The sequence below is a fragment of the Streptomyces sp. NPDC004609 genome (assembly GCF_042873655.1).
In the GTDB taxonomy this organism is placed as follows: Bacteria; Actinomycetota; Actinomycetes; order Streptomycetales; family Streptomycetaceae; genus Streptomyces.
The window spans coordinates 21178-35956 of the sequence record NZ_JBIALS010000024.1; the positions used below are offsets into that span (position 1 = coordinate 21178).

Below are 14779 nucleotides of genomic sequence, written 5' to 3' on the forward strand. Positions count from 1 at the left end.
CTCAGTCGTGCCGAGCGGTGCTCAGTAGCTGGGGAGTCGGCGTGGGCCGAGGTCGGTGTGGGTGCCGGACGGCGCGAGCCGTACGGAAGCGCCGAGAACGGAGAGCCCCCGTTGAGCGACAACGACTGGTTCCAGACTGATTCCGATCACTTCTGGGTGATCGTCGACCAATCGTGATACACGCAACAGCAACTCCTCAAGCGCGGCGGTATCGACCGGCGCTGAGCCGCGCCAGCCGAAGAGCAGGGGGGCGGTCCGGATGCTCCGGATCTGCTCGGCGGCGTCACGTTCGGTGACGGGCACGAGCCGGTGCGCGGTGTCCCCGAGGAGCTCGGAGGCGGCGCCCGCGAGCCCGAAGGAGAGATACGCGCCGACGGCGGGGTCGACGACGGCCCGGACGACGGTGTCCACCCCGCGCGGCGCCATCGCCTGCACCACCGGCTGCAGCTCGGCGGGCTTGCCGAGAAGCTCGGTCAGCTCGCCGTACGCCTGCCGCAACTGCGCCTCGTCGGCCAGATCGAGGCGTACGCCTCCGAGATCGGCGCGGTGGCGCAGATGGGGTGCCGTCGTCTTGAGCGCCACCGGGTACCTGAGCCGCCGGGCCGCGGACGCGGCGTCGTCCGGCCCCGGCGCCGGCAGCGTCGGCCGCACCCGGATGCCGTACGCGGCGAGCAGTTCGCGCGCGTCCGCGTCGGGGAGCGTGAGTCCCCGGGTGTCCGCTGCGGCGCCGAGCAGGGTGTCGATCCGGGCGGCGGCACCGGCCTCGTCGATGTCGTCGTACTCGGGCACCTTTCCCGGCTCGGCCGCGTCCTTGCGCCAGCGCGCGTACTTCACGGCCTCGGAGAGCGCCCGGACGGCGCGCTCGGCGGCGGGGTAGGCGGGGATCCGGCGCGTGGAGGCCGACGGGGTGTCTCCCGGAAGCCGGGGTCGCGGGGTGGAGCCCGCCGGGGTGGCGCGGGTCGGCGCGCCCGGTGCCGCGCCCGGTGGTCTGGCGCCGGCCGGTGCCCCGGTACGGGTGCTGCTCGCCGCAGCGAGCGCGTCCGCCAGGCCGCCCAGCTCGACATGGACCACGGCCACCGGTTTCGCGGGGGCGGACGCGGCGGCCTCGTGGAGCGCGGTGGCCAGGACCTCGCCGTCGCCGGATTCGGTGGTGCCGTTGTCACCGACCCAGGGGATGGCCGTGACGATCACCGCGTCGCAGCCGCTGTCCGCCAGGGCCGACGCGAGGGCCGCACGGAAGTCGGCGGGGCTCGCGGCGGTCGTCAGATCGAGCGGCGGCATCGGACGGAGACCTTCCGCGAGGCAGGCGTCGTACGCCAGCAGCCCCAGGGACTCGGAGTTACCGAGGATCGCCACCCGCGGTCCCGCCGGGAGCGGCTGGCCCGCGAGGAGGAGGCCCGCGTCGACGAGTTCCGTGACGGTGTCGACGCGGATGACGCCCGCCTGCCGCAGGAGCGCTCCGACCGCCGCGTCCGGAATGCGGGTGGCCGGTACCGCGTGGCCGGGGGGCTCGCTGCCGCTGTGGCGCGCGCCCTTGACCACCACGACGGGCTTCACCGCGGCCGTACGCCGGGCGAGCCGGGTGAACTTCCGCGGGTTGCCGATGGATTCGAGGTACAGCAGGGCCACATCGGTGTCCGCGTCCTCGTACCAGTACTGGAGGAAGTCGTTGCCGGACACATCCGCGCGGTTGCCCGACGAGATGAACGTCGACAGGCCCGCGCCCCTGCCGTGCAGACCGGAGAGGAGCGCGATGCCGATCGCCCCGGACTGGGTGAAGAGGCCGATCCGGCCGGCCGCCGGGGCCTCGGGAGCGAGCGAGGCGTTGAGGCGGACGGACTCGGCGGTGCTGATGATGCCGAACGAGTTCGGGCCGATCACCCGCATGCCGTACGACCGCGCCCGGCGCACCAGGTCCCGCTGCCGCACCCGTCCTGCCGCGCCGCTCTCCGCGTATCCGGCGGTGAGGACGACCAGTCCCCGTACCCCGTGCTCACCGCAGTCGGCGACCGCCTCCGGCACCTGCTCGGCGGGCACGGCGACGACGGCGAGATCGACCGGCTCCCCCGTCGCGGCGACGATCTCGCCGACGGAGCGGAAGGCCGGGACCCCGTCGATCTCGCGCTGCGAGGCGGGGAACGCCCGGTTCACCGCGTAGGTACGGCCGGTGTACCCCGCTCCGGTGAGATTGCGCAGTACGGTCCGGCCCACCCCGCCGACGGCCCGTCCGGCGCCGACGACCGCGACCGCCCTGGGCGCCAGCAGCCGCTGCACGGAGCGGGCCTCCGCGCGCTGCTCCCGGCCGCGCTGCACCGCGAGGGACTCGGCGGTCGGTTCGAGATCGAGGGTCAGATGGACGGAGCCGTCCTCGAAACTGCGCTTCTGGGTGTACCCGGCGTCCCGGAAAACCTTGATCATCTTGTTGTTCGCGGGCAGCACCTCGGCGGCGAACCGCCGGATGCCCCTCTCGCGCGCGACGGCCGCGATGTGTTCGAGCATCGCGGAGGCGATCCCGCGCCCCTGGTGGGCGTCCTGGACGAGGAAGGCGACCTCCGCCTCGTCCGCGGGCGCGCTCGCCGGGCGCCCGCGCTCGTCGATCCGGTCGTAGCGGACGGTCGCGATGAACTCCCCGCCGACCGTGGCCGCGAGCCCCACCCGGTCCACATAGTCGTGATGGGTGAAGCGGTACACGTCCTTGGGGGACAGATGGGGGTAGGGCGCGAAGAAGCGGTAGTACTTCGACTCGTCCGAGACCTTCTCGTAGAAGCCGACCAGACGGTCGGCGTCATCGACGGTGATGGGCCTGATACGGGCGGTGGCGCCGTCGCGCAGCACCACGTCCGCTTCCCAGTGGTCGGGGTAGGCGTGGTCGGACTCCGTCGGCATGGCAGAAAGCGTACGGCGCCGTCCGCCCTCGCGGAGGGCTCTCCGGGATGGTCACTGGGCGCTGCGGGAAGGTCACAGGTCGCGGCCGGTCCCCGGGCACGGCAATCTGGGAGCTCCGACGGGTCCCACCTCGGGAAACCGGCCGGTACGGGCTCCGCGGCCCGTCGTGAGAGACTGGTCTAGACAACCAATGATGACTTGAAGGGCAACACCATGGCTGAGCGCCGCGTCAACGTCGGCTGGGCCGAGGGCCTTCACGCCCGCCCCGCCTCCATCTTCGTCCGTGCCGCCACGTCGTCCGGCGTTCCGGTGACGATCGCCAAGTCGGACGGCACTCCGGTGAACGCCGCCTCGATGCTCGCGGTCCTCGGCCTGGGCGCGCAGGGCGGCGAGGAGATCGTGCTCGCCTCCGACGCGGACGGCTCGGATGTCGCCCTGGACCGGCTGGCCAAGCTGGTGGCCGAGGGACTGGAAGAGCTCCCGGAGACGGTCTGAGGGCACGGCACCCCTCGGACGGCGCCCCGCGCCGCACCGCCGCTTCACGGAACACCCGGAAGAACGGCAAACCGGGAGCACCGGATATCCGGAACGGTCGTACGGCCCCGGCGGCCCGCTCCGCCGTTCTCGGCCTTCACCGCACGGCATACAGGCGCCGTCCCGCATCACGGGACCGGCGCCTGTCGCCGTATCAGGGGAAATCCCCGCTCCCACGGGTGACGCGTTTCCGGGGAGAGGTCACTTCCGGTGAAAGGGAGTCGGCACCCGGCACGGCCCACGCCGAAGGCCCCGGCGTCGGAACGCCGGGGCCTTCGGAAGCGGTGATCGCCGCGCGGGCGGTGGTCGCCCGTGTCAGACCTTCACGCCGTGCGAGCGCAGATACGCGATCGGGCTGATGTCCGACCCGTACTCGGCGTCGGTGCGGACCTCGAAGTGGAGGTGCGGTCCGGTGGAGTTGCCGGTCGAGCCCGCGAGCCCGATCCGCTGCCCCGGCATGACCTCCTGGCCGACCGAGACGCTGATGGAGGACAGATGGCCGTACTGGGTGTACGAGCCGTCGCGCATCTTGATCACGACGTTGTAGCCGTACGCACCGCCCCAGCCCGCCTCGACGACCGTTCCGGCTCCCACGGACACCACCGAGGTGCCGGCGGGGGCGCGGAAGTCGACGCCCGTGTGCGTGCCGGAGGACCACAGCGAGCTGTTGGCCTGGTACGCGGTGGAGACATGCGAACCGGCGACGGGCAGCCGGTAGGTGTTGAGGAGCTTGCGCTCGGCCTCGCGGGCGGCGCGCTCCTCGGCCTCACGGGCGGCCTTCGCACGGGCCTCGGCGGCGGCCTGTGCCCTAGCGGCGGCCTCGTCGGCCTCCTTCCGCTGGACGACGGCCTGATCGGCGACCGTGTCGGCCATCCTCTCGGAACCCAGGGCCTCGATGACCCCGGTGTCCTCGGCGCTGAGGCCGGGCTCCGCGGGCTTGGCGTCGGAGTCCGAGTCGGCGGCGAACGCCGGGGCGGCGATGGTTCCGATGACACCGGTGGTGGCGAGGGTCGCGGCTCCGGCGATGCTCGCGCTCTTGCGCGACATCCGGCTCGGGGCGCGGTGTTTCCCGGCGGGGCGGGTGAACGCCATGTAGGGGCTTGTCCTTTCCTTCCCTCTCGCCTACCGGGTTAGCTGACGGGTTCGGAGCAGGAAGGTCTCCTACGGGCTCCTCCGCGGGATGCGAAGGGGTCCGATTCACCCCTGTGGGGATCTTGCCCCTCCGGGCGCGTGGACCGCGGCAGGAGGGAGGGTCCCCGGCTCCCCCGGCTCGCGCCTGACGGGGATTCGGCGATGACTGTCCGTGCCGCGGGTGCGGCGTACTCCCGACGAACAGCCGGGTCGACGCTAGGCCGGAGAGCTCTCGATCACCAAACAGACGGCCGATTTTGTTGCTTACGCCACAGGACGTGTCACCCAACTTCCGTCCAATCTGGACATATAGCGGGTCTGAGAACGAGCCAACAGGAGAGCCCCGGTGTCACCCGGACACCGGGGCTCCGCTCCACCCGCGGGGCGCGGACGGACCCAATCAGCCCGTGACGACCGTCACTTCGCCGATGCCGAGCTCCTTCACCGGCTCGGCGATCTCCGAGGCGTCACCGACGAGCACGGTGACGAGCCGGTCCTCCGGGAACGCGCTGACCGCCGCGGCCGTCGCCTCCACGGTGCCGGTCTCGGCGAGGCGTACGTACAACTGCGCCTGGAAGTCGTCCGGGAGGTGCTGTTCCACCTGGTCGGCGAGGGTGCCGGCGACGGACGCCGCCATCTCGTACCGCAGCGGGGCGACACCCACCAGGTTCTGCACGGCGACGTCGCGCTCGGCATCGGTCAGCCCCTCGGACGCGAGCGTCCGCAGCACCTGCCAGAGGTCCTTCAGCGCCGGACCGGTGTTCGGTGTGTCCACCGAGCCGCTGATGCCGAGCATCGCGGCTCCCGACCCGTCGGGGGCGGAGCACAGGACCTGGCCGAAGGCCCGTACGCCGTAGGTGTAGCCCTTCTCCTCGCGCAGCACCCGGTCCAGCCGGGAGGTGAGGGTGCCGCCCAGGCAGTACGTGCCGAGCACCTGGGCGGGCCAGACGCGGTCGTGGCGGTCGGGGCCGATCCGGCCGATCAGCAGCTGGGTCTGCACCGCTCCCGGCCGGTCCACGATGACCACCCGCCCGGTGTCGTCCGCGGTGATCTCCGGCGCCGGACGGCGCTCGGCGGTGTCACCGGTCCAGTCGCCGAGGGTCTCGGCGAGCACGGCGTCGAGATCGACCCCGGTGAGATCGCCGACGACGACCGCGGTGGCGGTGGACGGCCGTACATGCGCCTCGAAGAAGGCCCGCACGGCCGCGGAGTCGATCCGGGCCACGGTCTCCTCCGTCCCCTGGCGGGGACGGGACATCCGCAGCGAGGACGGGAACAGCTGGCGGTACAGCTCCTTGGCCGCGCGGCGGCCCGGGTTGGCCGTCTCGTGCGGGATCTCGTCCAGCCGGTTGCGGACGAGCCGCTCGATCTCGGTGTCGGCGAAGGCGGGCGCGCGCAGGGCCTCCGAGAGCAGCCCGAGCGCCTTGGGCAGCCGGGAGACGGGAACCTCCAGGGAGACCCGCACGCCGGGGTGGTCCGCGTGGGCATCGAGCGTGGCGCCGCAGCGCTCCAGCTCGGCGGCGAACTCCTCGGCGGAGCGCTTGTCGGTGCCCTCGGACAGGGCGCGCGCCATGATCGTGGCGACGCCGTCCAGACCCTCGGGCTCGGCGCCCAGCGGGGCGTCGAGGGAGATCTCGACCGCGACGACCTGCTGGCCGGGGCGGTGACAGCGCAGCACGGTCAGGCCGTTGTCCAGCGTGCCGCGCTCGGGGGCGGGAAACGCCCAGGGCGTGGGCTCGCCCGCCGTGGGCCGGGGGTGGAAGTCCATCGTGGTCAACGGCTCAGCGGCGTCGGTCACCGGTCCGCCCCCTCTTCTGCGTCACTCGCGTCGTCCTGGTCGGTCTGCTCGGCCGGGCCGGCCAGCGGTTCGTACACCAGCACCGCCCTGTTGTCGGGGCGCAGCCTGGCCCGGGCGACCGCCCGCACCTCGTCGGCGGTGACGGCGAGCACGCGCCCCACCGCGGTCAGCGCGAGCTGCGGATCGCCGAACAGCACCGCGTACCGGCACAGTTCGTCGGCGCGGCCGGCGACGGTGCCGAGCCGGTCCAGCCACTCCCGCTCCAACTGGGCCTGGGCCCGCTCCATCTCCTCGGGAGTCGGCCCCTCCTCGGCGAACCGGGCCAGCTCCTCGTCGACGGCGGCCTCGATCTGCGGGACCTCGACGCCGCCGGACGTCTTCACGTCCAGCCAGCCGAGCGACGGCGCGCCGGCCAGCCGCAGCAGCCCGAATCCGGCGGCGACAGCCGTCTGGTCACGGCGTACCAGACGGTTGTGCAGCCGGGAGGACTCCCCGCCGCCGAGCACGGTCAGCGCCAGGTCGACGGCGTCGCACTCGCGTGTGCCGTCGTGCGGCAGGCGGTAGGCGGCCATCAGCGCACGCGCCGGGACCTGCTCCTCGACGACCTCGCGCAGCTCCCTGCCGATGTTCTCGGGGAGGGAGCCGTCGCGCGGGGGCTGCTTGCCGTCGTGGGAGGGAATGGAGCCGAAGTACTTCTCGACCCAGGCGAGCGTCCGCTCCGGGTCGATGTCGCCGACGACCGACAGCACGGCGTTGTTCGGCGCGTAGTAGGTACGGAAGAAGGCGCGGGCGTCCTCCAGGGTCGCCGCGTCCAGGTCGGCCATGGAGCCGATGGGCGTGTGGTGGTAGGGGTGGCCCTCCGGGTAGGCGAGCGCGGTGAGCTTCTCGAAGGCCGTGCCGTACGGAACGTTGTCGTACCGCTGGCGGCGCTCGTTCTTGACGACGTCGCGCTGGTTCTCCATCGACTCCTCGTCGAGGGCGGCGAGGAGGGAGCCCATGCGGTCGGCCTCCAGCCAGAGCGCCAGCTCCAGCTCGTGCGCCGGCATCGTCTCGAAGTAATTGGTGCGCTCGAAACTGGTGGTGCCGTTCAGCGAACCGCCGGCGCCCTGCACCAGCTCGAAGTGACCGTTGCCCTTGACCTGCTTCGAGCCCTGGAACATCAGGTGCTCGAAGAGGTGGGCGAGTCCTGTACGGCCCTTGACCTCATGACGTGAGCCCACGTCGTACCAGAGGCAGACCGCGGCGACCGGGGTCAGGTGGTCCTCGGAGAGCACCACGCGCAAGCCGTTGGCCAGGCGGTGCTCCGTCGCTGTCAGGCCGCCCGAACCGGCCTGCGCTGTGGCCGTGTGACCCATGGGCATGTACGTCCCTTCGATCGCGATGCTGTCGGTTGTTTTCCCAGCACTGCCACTGTATGCAAGCGCGCTGACAGGTGGCGAAGTTCCCGTTTCGCGGCAGGCGAAGTTCCGGGAGCGCGGTCGGCGCTTTCGGGGTGGCGGAAGACGTGTTCACGGGTCGCGGTCCGTGTTGTCAGTGGGACGGGCCACAATGGTCGGCGTCAGTTCCCGATCCGGTACGTGAGGAGCAGCAGCCGCGATGGCCCGCCGCAGCACGAAAACCCCGCCGCCTGGGGGTCGCCCCGACCGAGGGTCAGGGGGAGATTTCGAGGAGCGGATCCTCGACATCGACGTCGTCGACGAGATGCAGGGCTCCTTCCTCGAATACGCCTACTCGGTGATCTACTCGCGTGCCCTCCCGGACGCCCGCGACGGCATGAAGCCGGTGCAGCGCCGGATCGTGTACCAGATGAACGAGATGGGGCTGCGCCCCGAGCGCGGCTATGTGAAGTGCGCGCGTGTCGTCGGTGACGTCATGGGCAAGCTGCACCCGCACGGCGACCAGTCGATCTACGACGCGCTGGTGCGCATGGCCCAGCCGTTCTCGATGCGGGTCCCGCTGATCGACGGCCACGGGAACTTCGGCTCGCTGGGCAATGACGACCCGCCCGCCGCCATGCGGTACACCGAGTGCCGGATGGCCGACGCGACCTCGCTGATGACGGAGTCGATCGACGAGGACACGGTCGACTTTGCACCGAATTACGACGGGCAGGAGCAGGAGCCCGTCGCCCTGCCCGCCGCCTACCCGAATCTGCTGGTCAACGGCTCGTCCGGGATCGCCGTCGGCATGGCGACGAACATGCCGCCGCACAATCTGGGCGAGGTCATCGCCGCCGCCCGCCATCTGATCAGGCACCCGGGTGCCGATCTGGACACCCTGATGCGCTTTGTGCCGGGTCCTGATCTGCCGACCGGCGGCCGGATCGTGGGTCTGGCGGGGATCAAGGACGCGTACGAGACGGGCCGGGGCACCTTCAAGATCCGTGCGACGGCGACGGTGGAGGACGTCACCCCGCGCCGCAAGGGCCTGGTCGTGACCGAACTGCCCTTCACGGTCGGCCCGGAGAAGGTGATCGCCAAGATCAAGGATCTTGTCGGCTCGAAGAGGCTCCAGGGAATCGCGGACGTCAAGGACCTCACCGACCGGGCCCACGGCCTGCGCCTGGTCATCGAGGTCAAGAACGGCTTCGTCCCCGAGGCCGTCCTGGAGCAGCTCTACAAGCTGACGCCGATGGAGGAGTCCTTCGGTATCAACAATGTGGCGCTGGTGGACGGCCAGCCGCTCACCCTGGGGCTGAAGGAGCTGCTGGAGGTCTATCTCGACCACCGCTTCGAGGTGGTGCGCCGGCGCAGTGAGTTCCGGCGCGGCAAGAAGCGCGACCGGCTGCACCTGGTGGAGGGCCTGCTCGTCGCGCTGGTCGACATCGACGAGGTCATCCGGCTGATCAGGTCCAGCGAGAACTCCGCGCAGGCGAAGGAGCGCCTGATCGAGCGCTTCTCGCTGTCCGACATCCAGACGCAGTACATCCTGGACACCCCGCTGCGCCGGCTGACCAAGTTCGACCGCATCGAGCTGGAGAGCGAGCGGGACCGGCTGACCGCGGAGATCGCGGAGCTGACCCGGATCCTGGAGTCGGACGCCGAGCTGCGGAAGCTGGTCTCGGGCGAGCTGGCGGCGGTGGCGAAGAAGTTCTCCACCGAGCGGCGGACCGTACTGCTGGAGTCGGGAGCCGCGCCGGTCGCGGCCGTTGCGCTGGAGGTCGCGGACGATCCGTGCCGGGTGCTCCTGTCCTCCACGGGTCTGCTGGCGCGGACGGCGACGGGCGAGCCCCTGCCGCAGAGCGGGGGCAGACGCACCAAGCACGATCTGATCGTCTCGGCCGTCCTGGCGACCGCGCGCGGCGATGTGGGGGCGGTGACCTCGGCCGGGCGGGTGCTGCGACTGCCGGTGATCGACCTTCCGCAGCTGCCGCTGACCGCGACCGCGCCGAACCTCTCGGGCGGTGCGCCGCTGGCGGAGTTCCTGTCCTTGGAGACGGGCGAGACGGTGGTGTGTCTCACGACGCTGGAGGAGTCGTCGCCCGGTCTGGCGCTGGGGACGCTCCAGGGTGTCGTCAAGCGGGTGGTCCCGGACTATCCGGCGAACAAGGACGAGCTGGAGGTCATCAGCCTCAAGGAGGGTGACCGGGTCGTCGGCGGAGTCGAGCTGCGTACGGGCGAGGAGGACCTGGTCTTCATCACCTCCGACGCCCAGTTGCTGCGCTATCAGGCGTCCCAGGTCCGGCCGCAGGGCCGGGCGGCGGGCGGTATGGCGGGGATCAAGCTGGCTGAGGGCGCCCGGGTGATCTCCTTCACCGCGGTCGATCCGGCGGCGGAGGCGGTGGTGTTCACGGCCGCGAGCGCCTCGGGCACGCTGGACGACGCGATCACCTCGGCGAAGCTCACTCCCTTCGACCAGTACCCCCGCAAGGGGCGGGCGACGGGCGGTGTGCGCTGTCAGCGCTTCCTCAAGGGCGAGGATGCGCTGGTCCTGGCCTGGGCGGGAGCGACCCCGGCCCATGCCTCCCAGAAGAACGGGTCCGCGGCACAGCTGCCGGACCCGGACCCGCGCCGCGACGGTTCGGGCACCCCGCTGACCTCGGCGGTCGCGGTGCTGGCGGGCCCGCCGCAGTAGCCGGGGTCCGCCGGTCCGCCGCAGCCCCGTGGGCGGCAGGAGTCGTACGGTCCGGGGCGTACGGCTCCCTGCGTACGGCTCCCGGTCGCACCGCTTCAGGGCTTACGGCTCGGCCTGTGCTCGTGTCCCGTGCCCCATGATGTACGGGTCACGGGCACGGGGCCATGACCCAGGGGGCATCCGTCGTGGATCGGGCGGGGTGAGGGAGCGTGGTTCCGGAGCCGGCCGGACCCCGCCCCGTACCGCAGGGGTACGGGGCGAAGTGCGGCACCAAGGCACGCGAGCCCTTGCAGGATCCGAACCAGAAACCGTGGCCCCATGGGGTACGGCGAGGAGCGAGGCCGGTACTACGGAGTGGGCGGCCCCTCCTCGTACAGCCCGGGGGTCTCCGGGAAGCCCGGCTCACCGTACTCGTCGGGCTCGACCGCACCGTCGGCGCCGCCGGGGCGGCCCCAGTCCCCGGGATCGTCCGACGGCTTCGGCACATATCGCAGGACGCCCCACATGCTCCGCTCGTCGGGTGCGTGCTGCGGGCCGCTCACCCGGGCCGCGTCGAGCGCCTTGAGCAGGGCCGCGCTGTCGATTCCGGAGCCGATGAGCACCAGCTGGGTGCGCCGTTCGGCATTCCCGGGCCAGGGCTCGGGGTAGAAGCGGAGAAACCGGCCCACCGCGTGGACGGCGTACCGATGGTGCGGATCACAGGCGCCGAAGTCGACACATCCCTTGATCCGGTAGAGCCCTTCGGGCCGCGAGTCCAGGAAGGCGAGCAGTCCCCGGGGATCCATGGGCTCGTACGCGGTGAAGTCGGTGCTCTCGTATGCGGCGTGCAGATGCGCGGAGTGGTCGTGGTCCGTGTCGTCGAGGAGATCCTCGAAGGCGAGCTGGCCGACCCGTTCCGTGCTCGGGCGGCGGTCGAAGAACAGCTCCGGATCGACCCGTCCGTACACGGACTCGACGACGGCGGCCGTTCCCGCGAGACCGGCCCGGCCTCCGAGCGCGGCCCGGAGCCGGGTCAGCGCGGGGCCGTCCACCCGATCGGTCTTGTTGAGCACCACCAGATCGGCGACAGCAAGATGGCGGTCGATCTCGGGGTGCCGCTCGCGGGTGGCCTCGAACTCGGCCGCGTCGACGACCTCGACGAGCCCTCCGTACACGATCCGTTCGTTCTCGCTCGCGAGCAGCATCCGCACGAGTTCCCAGGGCTCGGCGAGGCCGCTCGCCTCGATCACGATCACATCGAGCCGGGCGGCGGGCCGGGCGAGCTTGTCCAGGAAGACATCCAGTTCACTGGCGTCGACGGCGCAGCACAGACAGCCGTTCCCGAGGGAGACCGTGGAGTCACCGAGCTGCCCGGCCACGGTCATGGCGTCGATCTCGATGGCGCCGAAGTCATTGACGATCGCACCGATCCGGGTGCCCCTGCTGGCCCGGAGGAGGTGGTTGAGCAGGGTGGTCTTGCCCGAGCCCAGGAACCCGGCGAGGACGACGACGGGGATCTGCCCGCGCGCCGGGCTCGGCGGACCCGGCTCGCCCGGCCCACTCGATTCGCCCGGCTCGATCGCCGGGGTCGACTCAATCGCCGCGGTTGCCGGGGTCGACTCGATCATCGCCTGGGTCGGCGGGGTCGCCGGGGTCGATTCGTACGGCCCGCTTTCCGAGACCGACTCGCACGGCGGGTTCGACGGATTCGACGTGCTCGGCTCGCTCGGCGGGTTGGTCGGGCTCACCTGGGACCTTCCTCGTAACGCGGACACCTACCGCCGGCCGTATGCTCCCCGAGCCCGCGGGCCGCTCCAGGATATGGGCGCTCCGGGAGCGTTCCCGAACCGGGCGGGGGCCTGGCGCGAACCATGCGGGGCCGCCGAATTCCGGCCGCCACGGCCGGGAGGAGCGCGGGTTCGGCGTCTCACCCCGCACCGCAATTTCGGAAAGCCCCCCTCGCCCCTTACCGTTCCTAGTCATGAGCCCCGAACCGACCACCCCGGCCCGCCGCCGGTTCGGCTGGCCGCAGCGGGTCTTCTCCCAGGTCCTGCTGATGCAGCTGGCCATCGCCACCGGTGTCACCGTCCTGGCCACCGGCCTCTTCCTCGCGCCGCTCAGCGCCCAGCTCGACGACCAGGCCATGCGCAGGGCGCTCGCCATCGCCCAGACCACCGCGTCCGCCGAGGTCGCCGAGAAGCTCCTGAACAGCCGTCCCTCGCTGGACGGCCCGGTCCAGGCGGACGCCGAGCGCATCAGGAAGGCCACCGGCGCCGAGTACATCGTGATCATGGACATGGGTGGAGTGCGCTGGTCCCACACCTCGCCGGAGGAGATCGGCCGGGTCGTCTCGACGGACCCCAGCGTTCCGCTCGCGGGCCGGGAGATCATGGAGATCGACAGCGGCACGCTCGGCCGCTCCGCCCGGGGCAAGGTCCCGCTGCGCGACCGCAGCGGCACGATCGTCGGCGCGGTGTCGGTCGGCATCGAGTACGACAGCGTCCGCGACCGTCTATTCTCGGCCATCCCCGGTCTGGTCGCCTACGCCGGGGGCGCCCTCGCCGTCGGCGCGCTGGCCGCCTATCTGATCTCCCGCAGGCTCCAGCGGCAGACCCACGATCTCGCGTTCTCCGATATCTCCTCGCTGCTGGCCGAGCGTGAGGCGATGCTCCACGGCATCCGCGAGGGAGTCGTCGCGCTCGACGCGGCGGGCAGGGTCCGGCTGATGAACGACGAGGCACAGCGGCTCCTCGGCCTCGGGTCCGACGGCAAGGGCCTGCCGCTGGAGGTGGTCCTGGGAGCGGGTCGTACGACCGATGTGCTCGCCGGCCGGGTCACCGGTGAGGACCTCGTGACGGTACGCGGTCACCGCGTCCTGGTCGCCAACCGGATGCCGACCGACGACGGAGGTGCCGTCGCCACCCTGCGCGACCGCACCGAACTGGAGCAACTCGGCCGGGAACTGGACTCCACCCGGGGGCTCATCGACGCCATGCGCGCCCAGGATCATGAGCACGCCAACCGGATGCACACCCTCCTCGGTCTGCTGGAGCTGGAGATGCACGACGAGGCGGTGGACTTCATCACGGAGGTGGTCGGCGTGCACCGGGCCACGTCCGAGCAGGTCACGGAGAAGGTCCACGACCCGCTGCTCGCATCGTTGCTGGTCGGAAAGGCGACGGTGGCCGCCGAACGCGGGGTGTCGCTGCGGATCGCGCCCGAGTCGATGCTGCCCGACCGGGTGGTGGACCCGCGCGAGCTCGTGACGGTCGTCGGCAATCTCGTGGACAACGCGATGGACGCTGCGTCCGGCTCCGAGGACGCCCGGATCGAGGTCGAGCTGTACGCGGAGGGCAGCACGGCGATCATCCGGATCACCGACAGCGGCCCCGGCGTCCCCCTCGGACAGCGCGAGCTGATCTTCACCGAGGGCTGGACCACCAAGGAACTCCCGGTCCACGGCAAGCGCGGACTCGGACTCGCGCTCGTCCGCAGACTGGCCGAACGGCAGGGCGGAAGCACCGAAGTGCGCGACGCGCCGAACGGAGGCGCCGAATTCATCGTGGTACTCCCTGAGGCACTGTCCGAACTGGCAGAGCCCGTACCGGCCACCGCCGCGGAGGTGCGATGAGCGAGGGACAGCAGTGCGGGAACGGACCGGCCGGCGGCGGCGAAGGCGCCGGCCGGGACGATGTGATCGACGTCCTCGTCGTGGACGACGATGTCCGGGTCGCCGGGATCAACGCGGCCTACGTCGCCAAGGTGCCCGGCTTCCGCGTCTCGGCGAAGGCGCACTCGGCCGCCGAGGCACTCGCCCGTATCGCCGACTCCCCGGTGGACCTGGTCCTCATGGACCACTATCTGCCGGACGGGAACGGGCTCGGTGTCGTACGGGAGTTGCGCCGACTCGGCCACCAGACCGATGTGATCATGGTCACGGCGGCCCGCAATGTGGCGACCGTCCAGGCCGCGATGCGCCATGGAGCGCTCCAGTATCTGGTGAAACCCTTCAACTTCGCCGGGCTGCGGTCCAAGCTGGAGGCGTACGCGGGCCTCCGCCGCACCCTCGGCAGGGGCGGTGAGGCCGAACAGGCCGAGGTGGACCGGATCTTCGGCGCACTGTCGGCCGGTGCGATCACCCCCGATCTGCCCAAGGGGCACTCACCGGCCACCGCCGAGGCCGTACGCCAGGTGCTGCTGTCGGCGAAGGACCCGCTCTCCACCCAGGAGATCGCCGAGCGCGCCGGGGTGAGCCGGCAGACCGCACAGCGCTATCTGAAGCTGCTGGAACGGGCGAGCCGGGTCAGGCTCAGCCTGAAGTACGGCGAGACGGGCCGTCCGGAGCACCGCTATCTCTGGTCCACGAGCGGCTGAACC

General features: G+C 71.5%; 9 protein-coding genes and 1 riboswitch. Of the genes, 4 read left to right on the top strand and 5 right to left on the bottom strand.

Annotated features, from left to right (window positions below; all coding sequences use genetic code 11):
• Positions 1–21 precede the first annotated feature (21 nt).
• Positions 22–2886 carry a GNAT family N-acetyltransferase gene (locus ACFYT4_RS23090; protein ID WP_389272043.1) on the bottom strand — a complete coding sequence of 955 codons (2865 nt, stop codon included), beginning with the start codon at positions 2884–2886 and terminating at the stop codon, positions 22–24.
• 213 nt (positions 2887–3099) lie between these two features.
• Between ACFYT4_RS23090 and ACFYT4_RS23095 the strand changes: the two genes are divergently transcribed.
• A complete protein-coding gene (locus ACFYT4_RS23095) occupies positions 3100–3381 on the top strand; it encodes an HPr family phosphocarrier protein (protein WP_389272046.1) in 282 nt (93 codons plus the stop codon).
• Between the two features lie 354 nt (positions 3382–3735).
• Here ACFYT4_RS23095 and ACFYT4_RS23100 read toward each other — a convergent pair whose 3' ends face one another.
• The 3 genes from ACFYT4_RS23100 to ACFYT4_RS23110 all read right to left on the bottom strand — a co-directional run bounded on the left by ACFYT4_RS23100 (position 3736) and on the right by ACFYT4_RS23110 (position 7704).
• Positions 3736–4512, bottom strand: coding sequence for a M23 family metallopeptidase (locus tag ACFYT4_RS23100; protein ID WP_389272049.1), 777 nt, complete (start codon positions 4510–4512; stop codon positions 3736–3738).
• 12 nt (positions 4513–4524) lie between these two features.
• A riboswitch (cyclic di-AMP (ydaO/yuaA leader) is annotated at positions 4525–4723 on the bottom strand.
• 228 nt (positions 4724–4951) lie between these two features.
• On the bottom strand, positions 4952–6349 hold the full coding sequence (locus tag ACFYT4_RS23105; RefSeq protein WP_389272052.1) for a M16 family metallopeptidase: 1398 nt from the start codon (positions 6347–6349) through the stop codon (positions 4952–4954).
• Positions 6346–7704: a M16 family metallopeptidase gene (locus ACFYT4_RS23110; RefSeq protein WP_389272266.1), complete on the bottom strand. Its 1359-nt coding sequence runs from the start codon at positions 7702–7704 to the stop codon at positions 6346–6348. Before ACFYT4_RS23110 ends, ACFYT4_RS23105 begins: the two co-directional genes overlap by 4 nt.
• 241 nt (positions 7705–7945) lie before the next feature.
• Here ACFYT4_RS23110 and ACFYT4_RS23115 point away from each other — a divergent pair, with 241 nt between their 5' ends.
• On the top strand, positions 7946–10423 hold the full coding sequence (locus tag ACFYT4_RS23115) for a DNA topoisomerase (ATP-hydrolyzing) subunit A (RefSeq protein ID WP_389272055.1): 2478 nt from the start codon (positions 7946–7948) through the stop codon (positions 10421–10423).
• Positions 10424–10770: 347 nt separating this feature from the next.
• On the opposite strand, the gene ACFYT4_RS23120 is transcribed toward ACFYT4_RS23115, so the two are convergent.
• The gene (locus ACFYT4_RS23120) at positions 10771–12150 is read right to left on the bottom strand and encodes a CobW family GTP-binding protein (RefSeq protein ID WP_389272058.1); all 1380 of its coding nucleotides are present in this window, start codon (positions 12148–12150) and stop codon (positions 10771–10773) included.
• A gap of 233 nt (positions 12151–12383) precedes the next feature.
• On the opposite strand from ACFYT4_RS23120, the gene ACFYT4_RS23125 reads away from it, so the two are divergent.
• The gene (locus ACFYT4_RS23125; RefSeq protein ID WP_389272061.1) at positions 12384–14033 is read left to right on the top strand and encodes an ATP-binding protein; all 1650 of its coding nucleotides are present in this window, start codon (positions 12384–12386) and stop codon (positions 14031–14033) included.
• Positions 14034–14095: 62 nt separating this feature from the next.
• The gene (locus tag ACFYT4_RS23130) at positions 14096–14776 is read left to right on the top strand and encodes a response regulator (protein WP_389272269.1); all 681 of its coding nucleotides are present in this window, start codon (positions 14096–14098) and stop codon (positions 14774–14776) included.
• Positions 14777–14779 lie beyond the last annotated feature (3 nt).